This is a genomic window from Herpetosiphon geysericola, from assembly GCF_001306135.1.
In the GTDB taxonomy this organism is placed as follows: Bacteria; Chloroflexota; Chloroflexia; order Chloroflexales; family Herpetosiphonaceae; genus Herpetosiphon; species Herpetosiphon geysericola.
On sequence record NZ_LGKP01000013.1, the window covers coordinates 43,608 to 60,214 of the forward strand.

General features: G+C 51.1%; 18 protein-coding genes. 7 read left to right on the forward strand and 11 right to left on the reverse strand.

Features of this window, described 5'->3' with window-relative positions; all coding sequences use genetic code 11:
• Nucleotides 1-28: 28 nt before the first annotated feature.
• Nucleotides 29-526, reverse strand: a complete 498-nt coding sequence (locus tag SE18_RS07815; protein WP_054533879.1) for a hypothetical protein — start codon at nucleotides 524-526, stop codon at nucleotides 29-31.
• A 19-nt stretch (nucleotides 527-545) separates the two neighbouring features.
• Nucleotides 546-1,043, reverse strand: a complete 498-nt coding sequence (locus tag SE18_RS07820) for a hypothetical protein (protein ID WP_054533880.1) — start codon at nucleotides 1,041-1,043, stop codon at nucleotides 546-548.
• A 336-nt stretch (nucleotides 1,044-1,379) separates the two neighbouring features.
• Here SE18_RS07820 and SE18_RS07825 point away from each other — a divergent pair, with 336 nt between their 5' ends.
• Both SE18_RS07825 and SE18_RS07830 read left to right on the forward strand, forming a co-directional pair.
• Nucleotides 1,380-2,057 carry a hypothetical protein gene (locus SE18_RS07825; protein WP_054533881.1) on the forward strand — a complete coding sequence of 226 codons (678 nt, stop codon included), beginning with the start codon at nucleotides 1,380-1,382 and terminating at the stop codon, nucleotides 2,055-2,057.
• Between the two features lie 44 nt (nucleotides 2,058-2,101).
• Nucleotides 2,102-3,583, forward strand: a complete 1,482-nt coding sequence (locus SE18_RS07830; protein ID WP_054533882.1) for a flavin-containing monooxygenase — start codon at nucleotides 2,102-2,104, stop codon at nucleotides 3,581-3,583.
• Here SE18_RS07830 and SE18_RS07835 read toward each other — a convergent pair whose 3' ends face one another.
• The 3 genes from SE18_RS07835 to SE18_RS07845 form a co-directional block, all read right to left on the reverse strand.
• The gene (locus SE18_RS07835; protein WP_054533883.1) at nucleotides 3,584-5,050 is read right to left on the reverse strand and encodes a cryptochrome/photolyase family protein; all 1,467 of its coding nucleotides are present in this window, start codon (nucleotides 5,048-5,050) and stop codon (nucleotides 3,584-3,586) included.
• 67 nt (nucleotides 5,051-5,117) lie between these two features.
• Nucleotides 5,118-7,325, reverse strand: a complete 2,208-nt coding sequence (locus SE18_RS07840; RefSeq protein ID WP_054533884.1) for a reprolysin-like metallopeptidase — start codon at nucleotides 7,323-7,325, stop codon at nucleotides 5,118-5,120.
• A 146-nt stretch (nucleotides 7,326-7,471) separates the two neighbouring features.
• Nucleotides 7,472-7,981, reverse strand: coding sequence for a VOC family protein (locus tag SE18_RS07845; RefSeq protein WP_054533885.1), 510 nt, complete (start codon nucleotides 7,979-7,981; stop codon nucleotides 7,472-7,474).
• An 82-nt stretch (nucleotides 7,982-8,063) separates the two neighbouring features.
• Between SE18_RS07845 and SE18_RS07850 the strand changes: the two genes are divergently transcribed.
• Complete coding sequence (locus SE18_RS07850) at nucleotides 8,064-9,053, forward strand: helix-turn-helix transcriptional regulator (RefSeq protein WP_054533886.1); 990 nt, start codon at nucleotides 8,064-8,066, stop codon at nucleotides 9,051-9,053.
• Here the strand turns inward: SE18_RS07850 and SE18_RS07855 are convergent.
• Nucleotides 9,050-9,271: a hypothetical protein gene (locus tag SE18_RS07855; RefSeq protein ID WP_054533887.1), complete on the reverse strand. Its 222-nt coding sequence runs from the start codon at nucleotides 9,269-9,271 to the stop codon at nucleotides 9,050-9,052. The genes SE18_RS07850 and SE18_RS07855 overlap by 4 nt on opposite strands.
• Before the next feature lie 251 nt (nucleotides 9,272-9,522).
• Here SE18_RS07855 and SE18_RS07860 point away from each other — a divergent pair, with 251 nt between their 5' ends.
• Nucleotides 9,523-10,089: a hypothetical protein gene (locus SE18_RS07860; protein WP_054533888.1), complete on the forward strand. Its 567-nt coding sequence runs from the start codon at nucleotides 9,523-9,525 to the stop codon at nucleotides 10,087-10,089.
• A 55-nt stretch (nucleotides 10,090-10,144) separates the two neighbouring features.
• Here the strand turns inward: SE18_RS07860 and SE18_RS07865 are convergent, their stop codons facing one another.
• Nucleotides 10,145-11,233, reverse strand: a complete 1,089-nt coding sequence (locus SE18_RS07865) for a pyridoxamine 5'-phosphate oxidase family protein (RefSeq protein WP_054533889.1) — start codon at nucleotides 11,231-11,233, stop codon at nucleotides 10,145-10,147.
• Nucleotides 11,234-11,451: 218 nt separating this feature from the next.
• On the opposite strand from SE18_RS07865, the gene SE18_RS07870 reads away from it, so the two are divergent.
• Complete coding sequence (locus SE18_RS07870; protein WP_054533890.1) at nucleotides 11,452-11,949, forward strand: SRPBCC family protein; 498 nt, start codon at nucleotides 11,452-11,454, stop codon at nucleotides 11,947-11,949.
• 80 nt (nucleotides 11,950-12,029) lie between these two features.
• On the opposite strand, the gene SE18_RS26705 is transcribed toward SE18_RS07870, so the two are convergent.
• Nucleotides 12,030-12,911 (reverse strand): GNAT family N-acetyltransferase, encoded by an 882-nt coding sequence (locus tag SE18_RS26705; RefSeq protein WP_083469778.1) that lies wholly within the window; start codon nucleotides 12,909-12,911, stop codon nucleotides 12,030-12,032.
• Nucleotides 12,912-13,174: 263 nt separating this feature from the next.
• Here SE18_RS26705 and SE18_RS07880 point away from each other — a divergent pair, with 263 nt between their 5' ends.
• Nucleotides 13,175-13,834, forward strand: a complete 660-nt coding sequence (locus SE18_RS07880) for a lamin tail domain-containing protein (protein ID WP_054533891.1) — start codon at nucleotides 13,175-13,177, stop codon at nucleotides 13,832-13,834.
• 70 nt (nucleotides 13,835-13,904) lie between these two features.
• On the opposite strand, the gene SE18_RS07885 is transcribed toward SE18_RS07880, so the two are convergent.
• Nucleotides 13,905-14,801: a LysR substrate-binding domain-containing protein gene (locus SE18_RS07885; protein ID WP_054533892.1), complete on the reverse strand. Its 897-nt coding sequence runs from the start codon at nucleotides 14,799-14,801 to the stop codon at nucleotides 13,905-13,907.
• Nucleotides 14,802-14,919: 118 nt separating this feature from the next.
• On the opposite strand from SE18_RS07885, the gene SE18_RS07890 reads away from it, so the two are divergent.
• Nucleotides 14,920-15,516: a protoglobin domain-containing protein gene (locus tag SE18_RS07890; protein ID WP_054533893.1), complete on the forward strand. Its 597-nt coding sequence runs from the start codon at nucleotides 14,920-14,922 to the stop codon at nucleotides 15,514-15,516.
• A gap of 49 nt (nucleotides 15,517-15,565) precedes the next feature.
• Here the strand turns inward: SE18_RS07890 and SE18_RS07895 are convergent, their stop codons facing one another.
• Together SE18_RS07895 and SE18_RS07900 are read right to left on the reverse strand one after the other, a co-directional pair.
• Entirely contained in the window at nucleotides 15,566-16,030 is a 465-nt protein-coding gene (locus tag SE18_RS07895) for a DUF4345 domain-containing protein (RefSeq protein ID WP_054533894.1), read from the reverse strand.
• Between the two features lie 85 nt (nucleotides 16,031-16,115).
• The gene (locus SE18_RS07900; protein WP_152976578.1) at nucleotides 16,116-16,598 is read right to left on the reverse strand and encodes a hypothetical protein; all 483 of its coding nucleotides are present in this window, start codon (nucleotides 16,596-16,598) and stop codon (nucleotides 16,116-16,118) included.
• Nucleotides 16,599-16,607: the final 9 nt, after the last annotated feature.

Consider the following 16,607-nt stretch of genomic DNA (forward strand, 5'->3'; position numbering starts at 1 on the left):
ACATTCAATCATTCATCGCAACACCCGATTATGGCGTTGGCGTGCCTTCCAGTAACGGTGTGATCGTGACAACTTGGCCCTGCTGACAGTGCAACTTTGATCGAAAACGGATGCTATTTAACTCCTGTTGCATACAGGGGCTAAACGTACAGAATTTCTCTCGTGTGTCTAGAAACGTGTCGCGCTCAAATCCCCGTTCGCGTGGGTTCCAAGGGTCCCTATGATTGCCACGGAGTGCGTCAGGATACTTCTCGCGATAATCCACGAGATATATCTGGTAAAGATAGAACTGATCGCGGCTAATCCGGCCTTCGGCAAAGGCTTGGCGTAAAATATCCATTGAATACATGGTTGTTTGCATGGCACGTTGGGTGGCCATGGGCACGGGCACAATCGCATTGCCACACACATCGGTTGTGGTTGGGCGCGCGAACCATGTTTCGGGCAGGATGGCAACGATAATGATTCCACTGAGCAGCAATCCAAGGCCAGCAAGCAACCAGCGCAGATGTTTGTTTTTGCCCATCAACGACTTCCTTTCTGCATTATGGCGTTGGTGTGCGTTCCAGTAACGGTGTGATCGTGACAGCCTGGCCCTGCTGACAGTGCAGCTTTGATTGAAAACGGATGCTATTTAACTTCTGTTGTACACAGGGGCTAAACGTACAGAATTTCTCTCGTGTGTCTAGAAACGTGTCGCGCTCAAATCCCCGTTCGCGTGGGTTCCAAGGGTCCCTATGATTGCCACGGAGTGCGTCAGGATACTTCTCGCGATAATCCACGAGATATATCTGGTAAAGATAGAACTGATCGCGGCTAATCCGGCCTTCGGCAAAGGCTTGGCGTAAAATATCCATTGAATACATGGTTGTTTGCATGGCACGTTGGGTGGCCATGGGCACGGGCACAATCGCATTGCCACACACATCGGTTGTGGTTGGGCGCGCGAACCATGTTTCGGGCAAGATGGCAGCGATAATGATGCCGCCGAGCAGCAATCCAAGGCCAGCAAGCAACCAGCGCAGATGTTTGGTTTTGCCCATCAACGGCTTCCTTTCCTGCTACTGCCCAATAGCATTGCCAACGCGGGCACAAATGCATGCTATGAACTGTTGCGCATCTGCCCACACCATGCTGCATAATTAACCCAAACCCGTTTATGGGTGGATTGAGCATGAGTAGTGACGATTGCTATGAATTTGACAACATTGATTGAGTTAGTGTATGGGGAAATCCCCTTCTTTCACGGTATAGGGTAGTTGATCGCTTGAGATTTGTCAATCATTTTTAAGTTTCAATTTTGGTATAGATTTGGCTGGGTTTAAACGCTAAAGGCAGCCAAAACACCAGTAGCCAAGCGCAATTTGCAAAGGAGGAGTATGCAGCCTAGTTACTACTTACGACGGCCTAGCTTGCCAAACGAGCCGAGCCAACTTGCCCAATTCGAGGCAATTTGGGCCACAATCGAAGCCTCATCCACGCTGATCGACCTAACCGCATTGGTTGATTCGCCGCGCTGGCAATTTTTGGCCTATCTTGCAGAACACAAGCCGGTGCTGTTTCATGGCTCTGGCAACCCAAATTTAGCGACGCTTGTGCCACGTCAAGCGAGCGATATTGTCGAGTTTGGTAACCAGTTGGCAGTGTATGCGGCCTCTGATGGTATTTGGCCCATTTTTTATGCCATTCTTGAGCGCGGCCAAGCAGAGGTTTCGTTGTTGAATGCCTGTTTTCGCAGTGTTAATGAAGATGGTAGCTTCGCTGATCCCCATTATTTCTTCTCCATCGATGATCAGGCGCATCAGCGCCAGCCATGGCGGGCAGGCACGATTTACATTCTGACGCGCGCTGGCTTTGTGGCCAAACCACGCAGTTATAAACGCGGCATGACGCTGCAAATTATGGAATGGGCGAGTGTGCACGAGGTTGCGCCAATTGCCAAACTTACGGTTGAACCCTACGATTTCCCATTTCTTGATCAGGTGCGTAGCCACAATCTTGCAACCCTGATCGAGCGCGCTACCGCCAATCCAGATGGCTTTCCATGGCTTGAATAGCCCAACGCTTGGTATAATGGGCTATTGGTTTGATGAGGTTGGCAATGCAAACACTTGATTTTGATGTGTTGATTGTTGGAGCTGGTTTATCGGGCATTAGCGCTGCCTATTATGTGCAAACTCGCTGCCCAAACAAACGCTATGCTATTTTGGAAGGCCGCACGGCCATTGGCGGCACATGGGATCTGTTTCGCTATCCTGGCATTCGCTCGGATTCGGATATGTATACGCTGGGCTACGCCTTTCGGCCTTGGCACAGCTCCAAGGCGATTGCCGATGGGGCCTCGATTTTACACTATATTCGTGAAACTGCCCAAATCTATGGCATTGATCAGCAGATTCGTTTTGGGCAGATGGTGCGGCGGGTCAGTTGGTCGTCGGAGCAAGCGCTTTGGACGGTCGAGGTTGAGCGCTTGGCTGAAGGCGATTGGGTGCAATATCGCTGTAATTTTCTCTATATGTGCGGTGGCTACTACGATTATAGCCAAGGCTACACGCCAGAATGGCCGAGTTTAAGCCAATTCCAAGGGCGGGTGGTGCATCCCCAAGCCTGGCCACAGCAGCTCGATTATCGCGATCAACGCGTGGTTGTAATTGGCAGTGGCGCAACCGCAATTACCTTGGTGCCAGCAATGGCCAAGCAAGCAGCCCATGTGACGATGCTCCAACGTTCGCCAAGCTATGTTGTGGCTCAGCCAGCCCATGATCAAAGTGCTGAGCGCATTCGGCGTTGGTTGCCAGCCACATTGGCCTTTCATGTGATTCGCTGGCGCGCGATTATCCAAAGTATCTTCTATTATCTGTTGATGCGTGGCTTGCCGAGCGTTGCCAAACGCGCTTTGATCAAAATGGCCCAGCAGGAGCTTGGCGAAAGCTACAATGCTAAACTGCACTTTACGCCAAAGTACAATCCATGGGATCAACGGCTGTGTTTAGTGCCTGATGGCGATTTTTTCAAGGCCTTGAAAGCGGGCCACGCCAGCGTTGTGACCGATCAGATTGAGCATTTCACCCCAACCGGCATTCAGCTTAAATCGGGCCAAACCTTGAGTGCTGATCTAATTGTGACTGCCACTGGCCTGAATTTGCGCTTGCTCAGCGGGATTGAAGTGCTGGTTGATGGGCGCAAGGTCGAGCTGGGCACAACCCTGAATTACAAAGGCATGATGCTGAGCGATGTGCCGAATTTGGCTTTGGCTTTTGGCTATACCAACGCTTCGTGGACGCTCAAATGCGAATTAACTTCGATGTATGTGTGCCGTTTGTTGAAGTATATGGATCGCCATGGCTATGCGTATTGTGTGCCCAAGAATTTTAATCCAGCCATGGCCAGCGAGCCAGCGCTGAATTTTACTTCCAGTTATGTGCAACGAGTGATCAGTCATTTGCCACGCCAAGGCCGCAACCGCCCATGGAAGCTCTATCAAAATTACCTGCTCGATTTGCTCATGTTGCGGCTGGGTAGGCTCGATGATGGCAATATGGAGTTTTTACGCCCTTGGCCACGCCAACATCAAGTTGAATAATTATTCCTCTGCTGGTTGCTGCAAGGCTTCGCGATAGGCGGCAAGTGCTCGTTCGCGGGCAAAACCATGATCAACCAGCGGCGCTGGATAATCGCGGCCAATCACACAGCCAAGGTGTTCTTGCAGGGTTTGCGGCATTGTCCATGGCTCGTGAATATAGCGATTCGGCACGTTGGCTAGCTCGGGCACAAAGCGCCGAATGTATGTGCCGTGCGGATCGTGCTTTTTGCTCTGGGCAATTGGGTTGAAAATGCGAAAATAGGGTTGAGCCGATGGCCCGCTTGAGCCTGCCGCCCACTGCCAGCCGCCATTATTAGCGGTCGGGTCTGCATCGCATAATTGCTGCATAAAATAGCGCTCGCCCCACCGCCAATCGATCAGCAAATCTTTGACTAAAAACGAGGCGCTGATCATCCGCACCCGATTGTGCATCCACGCCATTTGGTTGAGCTGGCGTTGGCCTGCATCGACAATTGGATAGCCAGTTTGGCCCTGTTGCCATGCGCTAAATTCGGCAGGATCGTTGCGCCATTCAATCTGATCGTAGCGCGGATCGAGCGACTGTTTGAGCATCTGCGGATTGTGATAGATCAATTGGGTGTAATAATCGCGCCATGCCAATTCTTTGATCCAGGTATCGACGCCTTGGCGCTGCTCCGCGCTGAGCGGCTCGGTCAGCAGATCGACGGCGCGTTGCAGACATTGGCGTATCGAAATGCTGCCCATGCGCAAATCGACCGAAAGCTGCGAGGTGCCAGCTTCGGCGGGTAGCTCGCGGGCATCGTCATACTTCAAGACCGATAAACTGCGTCGCCGATCAAAAAATTGGCTTAAGCGCTGTTGGGCTGCTGCTTCGCCAAGCGTAGGCAGCGTTTGCTGCAATTCAAAACCCAAATCGGCCAAACTTGGAATTGGCAAGCTGCTTAAATCAGCATCCGGAGGAACAAGCTTGGTGGGCGCTGGCACAAGTTGCTCGGCCTGCGCATAAGCCAATTCGCTCCAGCGCTTGACATATGATCCAAACACCAGATACGGCTTTTGCTGGCCTTTGGTTTTTAGCCCTTCAGGCTCGACTAAAACGCTATCGTGAAACGAATGGGCTTGCAGGCCTGCTTGGCGTAGCCAGAGTTTGACCGCAGTATCGCGCTTAATTGCATACGGCAAATAATCGCGATTCCAATATACGCCGCTGGCTTGAGTTTCGCGCACGAGGGCTTGCAATTCGGCTAGCGGTTGGCCATGGCGCACAATCAAGCGGCTGCCCAACTGACGCAAATCGTGATCGAGCGCTGTGAGCATGGCGAGGGTCACGCCAGTTAAGGCTGCTCCCACATAGCCATCGTGCAAAATCGCATCATCGAAAATAAAAACTGGAATGACCTCGCCAGCGCTTGCCGCGACCGCAGCATGCAAGGCGCGATGATCAGCCAAGCGTAAATCGCGTCGGAACCAACAAATAACAGGCATAAAAAAACTCCCCAACTGTACGCAGCATACTACGTACAATTGGGGAGTTGGATGGTTGTTAAGCAGCTTATTGCTTGCTTGCGATTGGCAAGTAGACCTTTTGCTCCGTTGGCGTTGGCGTGACGCTTACACTTGGCGTGACGCTGGCGCTTGGAGTAACGCTCGCCGTTGGGGTTGCGGTGTTGGTTGCGGTTGGGCTAACCGTTGCTGGCGTTGCGGTTGGTGTGCGAGTTGGGGTTGTGGTTGCCGTCGCCGTTGGGGTAATTGGCGTTGGCGTGATATTGACCCCGTTGATTGTAAAGTTGGCGTTGGAAATATCAAAGAAGATATTATCTGCACAACGCACTTTGATCCGCGCAGCAGCTGCATTGACGTTTGGGGCAACCACGGTTTCGCTGCCATCATTTGGCGTATTGCTCACCAAGGCATTGAAGCTGGTGCCGCCATCGGTTGAGAGCAAAATATTCACATTGGCACAGTTAATTGGCGCCGCTGTGGTATTGGCTACATCCCAGGTGACGGTTTCGTTAGCATCGCCTGTCCAAGCAATTGCTGTATTTGGCGCAGTTACTTGGAAGGGGCCAGCGCTATTGTTGACCGTCAGCACCGCTGTATCCAAGCCATAGCCACCAGCCCCAGCGTGATTGTCACGCACAGTCAAGCGGAAGGTCAAGGTGCGGTTGGTGGTTGGCAATGCTTCGCCAATGGTGCTGGTGTTGTTCAAAATATCGCTGAGTTTAGGCAGGGTGCGCACATTATTCACAGTTGAATTGAAACTGCGGAAGATTGGGCGGGTGCCGTTATCGGTATTTGGTGGCGAAGCAGCTCCCAAATCATATTGTTCCCAATCGTAGGTCAGGCTATTGTCTTCTGCATCGGTCGCGCTGGCGGTCAATTCAAATGGTGTGTTAGCAGGAATCGTGTAATCGCTGCCTGCGTTGGCGACTGGTGGGGTATTGCCAGTTTGTTGGGTCGTGCCACACGTTGCGCCGCCACCAGTGGTGATGAAGGCCGAAATTTCTTCCAAGCTCTTGACGTGGAAATCAAAATCGCTGTTTGGCTGCAAGTTTTCGGAGCCACAGATGCCTGCGTAGGCCATAATCGTCGAGCCGCTGCCTGGTTCGTAGGCCGCACCGCTTGAGCGATTGCTGCCGCCACAGCTGCCAGTTGTGCCGTTGAAGGTGTGGTTGCCACCAAATTGATGGCCAATTTCGTGGGCAACATAATCAACATCAAATGCGTCGCCAACTGGTGAGCCTGAGCCAGTTACGCCACGAGCTTTGTTGCTGGTTGAACAGACTGAGCGCAATGAGGCAACCCCACCGCCACCAGTGCTGAAGACGTGGCCAATATCATAGTTGGCGCTGCCGATCACGCTGGTTAAGTTGGTTTGGTTTTGGCCAAGCATCGTGCTACCGCTATTGTTGGTGTAGGGGTCGCTGCTGGCGTTGGTATAGACAATTAGATCATTGTTGGCGATCAATTCCATGCGCACTGACAGATCGCGTTCGTAGATGCCATTGACGCGGTTCATGCTGGTGACGATTGCCGCCATTGCACCGCTGACTGTGCCACCGTGGAAGGCGGTATATTCGCCAGTGGCGGCCATGGCCAAGCGATAGGTGCGCAAGGTTTCGCCAATTGAATAGCGTTCTGGCACGGTTAATGGGGCGTTATCCAATAGATTTGGCTCGTAATCGATGCCTGTGCGTTCGGCCAACTTATTGGGATCAGCCATAAAGTTACGGCTATCGTACACAATATAGTTGCTGGTGTCGTTGCGGCTGTAGGGGTCGATAAAAATCCGGCCTGATTCGCTCAAAATCATGCCATGAAAGCCGCGTGGCGTCAGATCAAGCCGCGCACTGGTGCTTGGTTGATCGATTGATTGGGCCAAGAAGGTGCGAATTTCGGGAAACTTGGCGGCCAAGGCTGGCGCCATAATTGGCGATTCGACGACTCGGAATTTACCAAATTGGCCGTTGGGCAAGGGCAAATCCAAAATCAGCCCAGATTTTTGAACTTTAGTTTGGGCTTCTTGTGGCACGCGGCTCAAGTGTTGTTCGAGCAAGGCCAAATCGAGGCTAACCGTGCGATAGACCGTTGGAATAATTTCGCGCGAGCCTTTTTGTTGAATGCTCTGTTCAGCAACATTCGCCCATAGCCCATCAGATGAGCTGACGCTGGGTGTAACCATTGCAGTTGCCGTGATCACACTAATCAGGGCAATGCTTACCACTGCAAAAATGATCACCCATGAACGACCAAAACGCATAGATATTCCTTTCCACAAAACAGCAAGGCTTATTATACAACTAATTAAGCAATGATTAAGCGGCTGCTATTGTGGAATGGCTGATTGATTCATCCTTGCAGGATACTAGCTTGATTTTAGCAGCATCCTGCGTTGTGCTAAGCGAATTACTGGGCTTTAGGTTGGCCTAAACGAGGCATAAATTCCATCAATGTTGTATAAATATAGGCTAATTCCGGCGATTCGGTATTCCAGCTATCACCCTCGGATGAGCTTGATTCCCACATCGGTTCGGCTTCGAGCACCTGATACACCCACCACAGATTGTGCCATGGGTCGAGGATGCGCGAGAATAGCTCGCCAAAGATTGGGGTTGGCTCGGTCACAATCGTGACCCCATTGGCAACTGCGGTTTGCAACGTTTGGGCCAAATCGACAACATAAATTTGCAAAAAGCTTGGTGTCCATGGCCAATCTGGCTTGCGATCAACGACCATCAGCGTCGAATCGCCAATTTTAAATTCAGAATGCAGCCAGAGGCCATCAGTATCAAGCGTATGGGCGGCCTCAACTGCCTGCGCCCCAAAAACCGTTTGTAGAAATTGGCTCAAGTGCTGAGCATCATTCGTAATAATAAATGGATTGACGGTGGCATAGCCTGCTGGTACATAGCTCATTATGCTGCTCCTTGCTATTGATTGATAGCCTGAGCATAAAATAAAATTAGGACAGAATTGGCCCTAATTTGGAGCAATTACGATGTATTCACCAACATTGCGGCTTTTGGCGGTGCTCGAACTCTTGCAAGCGCGCCAACAAATTAGCGGAGCCGAGCTGGCCCAACGGCTTGAAGTTGATCAGCGCACTGTGCGCCGCTATATTCAACAGCTGCAAGATATGGGCATTCCGGTTGAGGCCGAACGTGGCATCTACGGCGCGTATCAGCTTAAGCCCGCTCAGCGCGTGCCCCCGCTCTTATTCAGCGAAGCGGAAACGCATGCCCTGACCTTGGGCTTATTGACGATTCGCGAGTTGCAATTTCCGGTTGATCGGGCGATTGTTGAAACAACCTTGGCCAAGATCGAGCGCGTGCTGCCAGCGCACTTAATTCACCATGCTCGGGCAATTCAGGCGGCAATTAGCATTCAGCATGACTTTCATCGGCAGCGGATCGAGCCTGCTTGGCTGATGCAGCTCAGTTTAGCGGTGCTGCAACAACAACAGGTGCAGCTTGAATATAGCTCCTATAGCGAGCAGCTCAGCACACGCAGCATCGATCCATATGGCATTGTGTTTAATAAGGGAGCATGGTATGTGGTTGGCTATTGCCATTTGCGCAGCGCCATCCGCATCTTCCGCCTTGATCGAATTCGCAACCTAGCCTCGTTAACCACCAATTTCGAGCGCCCAGCGTCAATTAATATCGTCGATATACTACTTGCTTCCTTGAATGCTGCCCCTGATCAGCAGCACGTCGAGGTATTGCTCAAAACGAGTCTCGATCACGCCCAACAGCTGATTTCGCCACAGATCGCGACGCTTGAGGCAACCGCGCAGGGCGTACTGTTGCGGCGGGGCGCAGGGCATTTGGAGTGGGTAGCCTTTTTGCTATTGGAGCTTGATGTGCCCTTGGTTGTGTTGCAACCACCAGCATTACGCACCCTGATTCAGCGCATGGCAACCAAAGCCTTGGCCATGCTGGAGCCGCTTGAGTTTAATAAAGATATGTCTGCTGAACAAACCAATTAATCAGCAGTTCGATTATTCATACGAGCCAATAGCCAAGCGTGGATCGACTCGGCGAGAGCTACATTTTGTTGTAGATAGCGATGCAACAAATCATAGGTTGCTTGTTGAGCTGGCTCGTCATGCGGCCTAATCTTCTCTAAGAGCAGCAACGCCGCATGCGATCGATGACGTAACTCATGGTCAATCTCAGCGATCAATGCAATTGAATTCGAATCCATTGACGCTCCTTCTTCAGCGAGAAACCAGCGGTTTTGGGCTACACGTTCGTGAAAATGAACGATTAAACAGCACTTGATTATAGGTAAGTGACGCGTTCTCCTGTGGTTGTCGACTCTTAACTTAGCAATGCTACTTTCGACTATATACTGCATACATCGATAACAAACAACGTTCGAACAGTGAAATCGATAACAAGCAATAGTCAAACAGCGGTGCGATATACAACAACATTCAAATATAGGGGGATGTTATGAAAGCCTTACGTTTGTTTCCTAAACTGGTCATTGTCGTCGGGATCATTTTTGCCTTAGGTGGCGCAGTGACGATGGGGGCCGGCATCTATATCAATAATTTTGTTGGCGATAAACTTGAAGCGCAACAAATCACGACACCTGAAGATGCATCGATTCCAAATGCACCAGTCAACGATATTGCAACTGCCTTGAGCATGGCCGACATCATTCAACACCACGCAGCTGATAGCTCACAAGGTCTGTCGTATGCGCAAATGGGTCGCTTCTCGACTCCCGATGGTGCACCAGCTGGTACGAACAATGCTGACGAAGCCTTGAAAGATGCGAATGGCAAACCAGTTGCCAACCAAGCTCGCAACACCCAATTGACGGCTGCTGGGCTGGTAACATCACTGAGCCTTTCAGCAATGGCACTTGGCGCTTCGTATGGCGCAATCGCCCTTGGGCTTGGCTTCTTGGTTCTGGGCATCATTATTACTGGCCTTGGTTATGCCTTACTAGGCTTGATTACGCCAGAAGTTGCCAAACGCTTTGGTCTGCAACCAGTCGCAGCAAGCAAATAACCTTTCACGTTTCAATCGCAAGCCTGCCAGTCACACCGACTGGCGGGCTTTTTGTTTAATAGCCTTCGTTCTCAAGCGATTGCTGGTAGGCTTGTCGCACGCTTGGGCTGATGATTGCTTCGCCAGCAGCAAAGGTTAATTCTTGATCAACTGCTGGGTTGAGCGCTGTTTGAGCGGCATACTGTTTGTTTTTGGTGATGTGGCGGGCGACGATTGCCAACAAATTGGGGGTTGGTAAGGCTTCTTGGGCCACTTGGCTGGCTGCATCCCACAGCTTGGCTTGTTGCAAGGCTGAGTTGGTTTGTAAGCTGATGTGTTGCACTTCAATCACAAAGGCTGCATGCGGCGGCTTTTCGCCTAAGGCCATGCTTGCACATAGCGCTAGATCATCGGTGAGATAGCCAGTGCCGTTGATGTGCAACACTTCCTCACGGCCTGGAACCAAAAATGCCAGCCCAATCTGGTCCGATTGCAACAGATTGCGCACGGTGTCTGCCCGCTGGTTGCCTTTGCGATCAGCAATCGCCAGCGTGTGGTCATCAAGTACCCGCACAAATCCCGCTGTATCGCCTTTGGGGCTGGTATCGCTGCCGCCATTGGCATCCCACGATGAAAGCAGCACAAACGGCGATTGAGCCAAAAATTGGCTAATGAGCGGATCGTTGAGGCTGGTTGCGCTGGGCTGAGTACCAAAATTACCTGACGTAATCGTTGTGCTCGCATCAAAAAGCTTTGAACGTAAAATACACTTGGCACAATGTACAAACGCCTCTTCTACCGCAAGCGTTATCTGGCTTGGCGTAATTTCAGCCAGCTTGCCATTGACCCGCAGCGTTTCGCCGTGGGTTCCGGGCAAAAAGAAGAGCAACGAAACACTGGGATAGTGCTCGGAGAGCGCGAGCGTGCTTGGGCGATCAAAGGTTATTTGGGTTGCTGATTCGGCCCGCATAAAGCCAGCAGTTCCGCCAATAATTGTTGTCTGCGACTGGCCTGCTGCATCATGAAAGCCTAAACCAGCGATGGGAGCAATCGCCAGAATCGCAAGGCAATCGTCGTCGAGCCTCGTAACCGTTTTCATCAAAACCAATTCGTTAGGTGAACCAATCAGCGCTTCAACCTCGCTAACAGTCGTTATCCGCCGCATAAGTATTTCCTTTATTGATCCAGGTATGGAGGGCAATAGTGAACATCATAACCAACCATAATCATCGATACTTAGTACGATAATCGATGCTTGATGATTTGGCGAGGACAATAGTCGCCAACATTAGCGCTAAACACTTGTATTTTACGAACATATGATCTCATAATGAGTCATCTCAGCAAAGATGTACCGATTGGTTAATGATGAAGGAGCAGACAATGAGCGAGCTACATTTGAGCCAAAACCTACATTCAAAAACTGGTATGCTGATTCGTAAACCGATTGAATTCGTGTTTGAAGCGCTCGTCAATCCTGCGCTGACCACCCAATTTTGGTTTACTGCAAGTAGTGGTTGGCTTGAGCAGGGCAAAACGGTTACATGGGAATGGGCTATGTATGATGTTGCGGTTGAGGTAACGCCGCTTGTTGTTCAGCCACCAAGCCAACTTGTGATTGAATGGCCTGGCTATGCTGGTCTAGCCCAGGTTACTTGGTCTTTGCAAGCACTGCCCAACCAAACAACCTATGTAGAGGTTGCTGAAAGTGGCTTTACAGGAACAGCTGAGGCTATTCAGCAACAATTAGTTGATTCAACCGAAGGCTTTTGTTTGGTGCTGGCAGGGCTTAAGGCATGGCTTGAACATGGCATTGCTCTAAACCTCGTTGCTGATCGCTTTCCTGCTGGCTACCATGCTGCACATGAGGAACGCAAGTAATCTGCATAGCGAAGCACAGTGTTGCACAACTTGCCCCTTGCTAGGAGCGAACAAGCAAGGGGTTTTTTTAACCTGCCGCTTTATTGATCAAGCTGCAAAACGGCAAATGGCTCGCCGAATGGCTGTTCGTCGGTTTCCACAAAGCCTAGCGATTGATACAAACGGCGGGCGACATGGTTCGCATCTTCATAACTGACTGCTACCGAGCGACCTCCAGCTGCACGAATTGTTGCCAACATGAGTTGAATTGCCATCCGTCCATAACCCCGACCCTGAAATATTGCATCAACCAAGAGCCGCAGTAACCCCCAGCCGTAGTCTGGATCATTGCCATACATCATGAAGCCAACCAGCGTTGTATCAGCGTAAATGCCTTGGGTTTCCCAATGTGGCTCGAAGTGTGCTTGGACCAACGAGGCTGCGGTGCTGGCGACAAACTGTTGTTGATGGGGCGCGACGCTTAATGCCAAACAGGCACGTGCGTTGGCGAGGGTAATTGGTTGCAGGCTGATTGTTGCGCTCGGTTTCGAACGTGGTGGTACTGCCAGCGCCACAGTTAGCGCTTCCGCTGGGTCGCTTGGGCTAGCTTGTGCCCCAAGCGCTGCCAAAAATTGTTGAGCCAGCTGATTGCTGGTTGGATAGGTTGCATATAACTGTTGAATGCTATAGTCAGCGGCGCGCTCTGTAAGCAAGGCGGCAATTGTCGCGCGGCCATAGCCCCTTCGTCTCAACTGCGGATCGATGATCAGATCGTAGAGCCACCAGCGGCCATCAGCGATCGCCGTGCCTTCGACTACCACTCCAACCAGCTGCTGCGCTTCTTGCTCGACGATGGCCCGAATTTGGGCATTTGGGATAATGGCGGCGTTTGCATAGGCTCTGGTGATGCTTGCCTGCTCAGCATCGATGGTGGCCAGTGCCTCAACCATGGCCTGGGTGAGTGCTTGGAACTGAATCTGCATTGCGACTACTCCTTTGACCGCTCCAACAAAAAGGGGACGGCATCAATAGACCTGTCGGTCTATATGATGGCCGTCCCCAAAATTTGGTGGTCGGAATTCAATTAGTGCTAGCATGCTACACCAAGCAAACCTGATGTGTCAACTAGGAAGACATGCGCTAGAATACGGACGCTTACAGTTAGCATGCCACGCAGTGTGAACAAATTGTGCTGCGTGTGCTTTAGCTTGTATCCCGCAATGGAATGCAATCTAGGAAGGCTTTTATGCTTCGTCGTCTTTTGGTTGTTGGCCTCAGTATTGTAGGGGGATTATTGCTGATTCAGCATGCGCTTGCTGGTCAATCCACCGCAAATTCAGCACCAGCAATGGCTAGGCTTGGTGGTGGAACGCTAACGCCTACGCTTGCACTAACTCCCACGGCAACGCTCACGCCCACCGCAATTCCAACTGCTGCGCCTATTAGCCTTGATAACTATTTGCCAATCGTGGTCAAAGCGCCGCCACCGCCAACCGCCACCCCAACTCCCATCCCAACCGCTTCGCCAATTCCAACTGCTACGCCGATTCCCCCAACCTCAATTCCGCCAACGCCTACGCTGGGCACGGTCAACCCAAGTTGTGATGGCGCGGCCAGTTCTGCGGCTCCTAACTATCCAGTTGCGATTACCAATGTCAATAAGGCTGGCAATCCAGAAACCGTGACGATTCGCAATACCTCGAACCAAGCAGTCGATATAAACAACTGGTGGATTTGTTCGATGACTGGCAATCAGCGCCATGCAATCCTGAGTGGCACATTGGCTCCAGGCCAAACTTTGGTCGTTGTTTCGCAGGCAAATGGGCCGATTTGGAATAACACGGCAACTGATCCTGCTGCACTCTATCGCCGCGATGGCTTTCAAGTCGGCTATCGTAGCCAATAGCCATGCTCGCCATGATGAAATTGAATCTGGTTGCACTGCAACATGCCTATGCTGGCGAACACGGCCATACTTAAGCTTCTCGCAAATGTGCAGTAGCGGTTTGCACAAGCTCGCTAAACGCTTGGGTTGCATGACAGCGGTAGACATCGCGTTGCCAGAGCAAGCCAACTTTGCGAGCTGGCGTTGGATTGATTAAGCGGATTCGCGCTAAGTTTGCTGTTGACCGATCATTCAAGCTCAGGGCTGGCAAGATTGTTGGCAGCCCTGTGCGTTCAACAACCGCCAAAATACTGCTAACGGTGTTGAGTTCCATCACAACATGCGGCTGGACAGGAGCCAACCGCGCGCTTTCTTCCCACAGGCGGCGGGTACAAAAGCTCTTGGCAAGCAGCACCAAATCCATCGCATCAAGCGCGCTAACTGCAATTTCCTGCTGGTTAGCAAGCGCATGATCGTTGCGCACAATCAGCGCTAAACGTTCTTCAAATAACTCCTGGCTGGCCAAAAGTTCGTGCGAACTTGGCACAAAACTCAAGCCAAGTTGCAACTCGCCTGCGACCAAACGCTGTTCAATCGTGTCTGCTGGAGCCTCTTCGATCAACAGCTTAATCCGCGGGTGGCGTTGTGCAAAGCTTGCAGCCAGCGCAGGAATCAAATAATCGTTGACTGTTTGGACAACGCCAATCGTTAATTCGCCCCGTTGCAGGCCTGCAAGTTCGCGAATTGCGGTTTCTGCTTGCTGCAACTCGCCAAAAATCCGCTCTGCATGCTGGTATAAAATGCTGCCTGCTGCGGTCAGGCTTACGCCACGTTTCGAGCGATTGATCAACACGGTGCCAACGGTTTGTTCTAAAACCTGAATTTGCTGCGATAACGCTGATTGCGAAATGAACAGCGTTTCGGCGGCTCGCGTAAAGTTGGCAGCCTGCACAACCGCTACCAAATAGCGCAGTTGACGTAATTCCATTATCACCTCAGCTTATGAAAAGCATAAGATCTATCTGTTAGACTAATTATAGCAGGTGGGCTAGAATCGTGGTGTTGAACGTTAGCGCCATTCAATGGCGTTGTTTCTGGAGAACCATATGCCTTCGACAGCATCGATTCCTGGCTATACCTATGGCAATGCTGAGGTGGCCGAATCGCCATTTCGCCTAGACGATCTTGCCATCCTCAAACAGACGCTGCTCTTTACTGAAGCTGATGTGCAGTATTTGCGTATGGCGGGCACTGTGCTCGAACCGCAAGTTGAAGCGATTTTGGATGTTTGGTATGGCTTTGTGGCGGCGCATCCGCATTTGGTGGCCTATTTTTCAACCACTCAAGGTGCAGTTCTCCCCGATTATTTAGCCCGCGTTCGTGCCCGCTTTGCCCAATGGATTCGCGATACAACCCAGCGCGAGTATGATCAGACCTGGCTTAACTATCAGATGGAAATTGGCTTGCGCCACCATACAGAGAAGAAAAATCACACCGATGCTGCTGCTGGCGCGCCAACGATTATCCCGCTACGCTATATGGTTGGCTTTATCGTGCCAATTACCCTGACGATCAAAGAGTTTCTCAAAGCTGGCGGCCATAGCTCAGCAGAGGTTGAACAGATGTATGCAGCGTGGTTTAAAGCGGTGGTGTTGCATGTAACGCTGTGGCTTCAGCCCTATGCTCAGCCAGGTGAATTTTAATTTCTTCAGCGCTCTCGGCTACTGAACGCAGGCGAGAGCGCTGAAAAAGTTACTCTCGATGCGAAACCCCTTGCCCACTCTGCTGGGTAAGGGGCGCTGCTTTCAAGGCTTGTTGCAACCACCAGTGTAATCCAAGCATCAGCCCAATTTCGGCAATTAACGCGATTAATACTTCGCTGCGCAACAAGACGGCGAAATTATTGGCGCTGAAGCGCAACAATCCACCAACAATAAAGGCGGTAAAGATTGTTTGCAGCAGCAAGCGATATTTGGCCAAATCGCGTACTGCCAGCAGAATGCAAACACCTAAAGTGCCAAAAACGCCAGCCAAAAAGCGAAAATGGCTATCTTGCACACCAAAACGGAGATTATTTGGATCAGCAACATGCGGTGGCGCACCCTGCCAACCAAGCGTTTCAAAGCCGCCAATTCCAAAATCGAGGCTGATATACAAACTATACAATCCCACCAAAACCAACACGATCTTGAGGCCCATCAAACTTGCTCGTTGCATCGATTCGCTCCCTATTTCAAATAATCCATGCACGATACAAGTTGCCGTAGGGTTAACTGCAAGCCTTGGTAACAATTATTCATTTTTAGCCTTGCCCTAGCAAGTGTTTACCATCCCAGCCATAAAGCTTTGGGTTGTGTGGTTGCTCCGGATCGTGAATGTGAATGCGACACACGGCAAGTTGCCATGGCTCAGCGAGCAGGTGTTGGCTCAGGCAATCAAGCAATGCTTCAGGGTCGAGTTGCTGCGAACGATAGTCAATCACAACGCGTAGATAGTTGGGCATGCCTTCGATTAGCAGTTCGGCTATGCCTTGTTGCTGGGCGTTTTCAACTACCGCATAGGCTAAATAATGCCCGCCATCAGCCACGCCATGCCCCGCCTGAACATTCAAGGCTGGTTCAATTGTGCCTGCCGAAAGATACCACAAGCGCGCCAAAAACCATGATGCCAAGTGCACATGATGGATATCCAAATGTGGTTCAAGTCGATCAGCAAGATTGCGATAGCGCAACGTTGGCTCATCATCCCACCATGGATCAACCAAACAGCGCCCTTCTGGTGGCAATGAATCAGT

Bases quoted from the DNA above. Each gene is read 5' to 3' on its own strand.
- SE18_RS07815 (WP_054533879.1), bottom strand. From the start codon at position 526: ATGGGCAAAAACAAACATCTGCGCTGGTTGCTTGCTGGCCTTGGATTG.
- SE18_RS07820 (WP_054533880.1), bottom strand. From the start codon at position 1,043: ATGGGCAAAACCAAACATCTGCGCTGGTTGCTTGCTGGCCTTGGATTG.
- SE18_RS07825 (WP_054533881.1), top strand. From the start codon at position 1,380: ATGCAGCCTAGTTACTACTTACGACGGCCTAGCTTGCCAAACGAGCCG.
- SE18_RS07830 (WP_054533882.1), top strand. From the start codon at position 2,102: ATGCAAACACTTGATTTTGATGTGTTGATTGTTGGAGCTGGTTTATCG.
- SE18_RS07835 (WP_054533883.1), bottom strand. From the start codon at position 5,050: ATGCCTGTTATTTGTTGGTTCCGACGCGATTTACGCTTGGCTGATCAT.
- SE18_RS07840 (WP_054533884.1), bottom strand. From the start codon at position 7,325: ATGCGTTTTGGTCGTTCATGGGTGATCATTTTTGCAGTGGTAAGCATT.
- SE18_RS07845 (WP_054533885.1), bottom strand. From the start codon at position 7,981: ATGAGCTATGTACCAGCAGGCTATGCCACCGTCAATCCATTTATTATT.
- SE18_RS07850 (WP_054533886.1), top strand. From the start codon at position 8,064: ATGTATTCACCAACATTGCGGCTTTTGGCGGTGCTCGAACTCTTGCAA.
- SE18_RS07855 (WP_054533887.1), bottom strand. From the start codon at position 9,271: ATGGATTCGAATTCAATTGCATTGATCGCTGAGATTGACCATGAGTTA.
- SE18_RS07860 (WP_054533888.1), top strand. From the start codon at position 9,523: ATGAAAGCCTTACGTTTGTTTCCTAAACTGGTCATTGTCGTCGGGATC.
- SE18_RS07865 (WP_054533889.1), bottom strand. From the start codon at position 11,233: ATGCGGCGGATAACGACTGTTAGCGAGGTTGAAGCGCTGATTGGTTCA.
- SE18_RS07870 (WP_054533890.1), top strand. From the start codon at position 11,452: ATGAGCGAGCTACATTTGAGCCAAAACCTACATTCAAAAACTGGTATG.
- SE18_RS26705 (WP_083469778.1), bottom strand. From the start codon at position 12,911: ATGCAGATTCAGTTCCAAGCACTCACCCAGGCCATGGTTGAGGCACTG.
- SE18_RS07880 (WP_054533891.1), top strand. From the start codon at position 13,175: ATGCTTCGTCGTCTTTTGGTTGTTGGCCTCAGTATTGTAGGGGGATTA.
- SE18_RS07885 (WP_054533892.1), bottom strand. From the start codon at position 14,801: ATGGAATTACGTCAACTGCGCTATTTGGTAGCGGTTGTGCAGGCTGCC.
- SE18_RS07890 (WP_054533893.1), top strand. From the start codon at position 14,920: ATGCCTTCGACAGCATCGATTCCTGGCTATACCTATGGCAATGCTGAG.
- SE18_RS07895 (WP_054533894.1), bottom strand. From the start codon at position 16,030: ATGCAACGAGCAAGTTTGATGGGCCTCAAGATCGTGTTGGTTTTGGTG.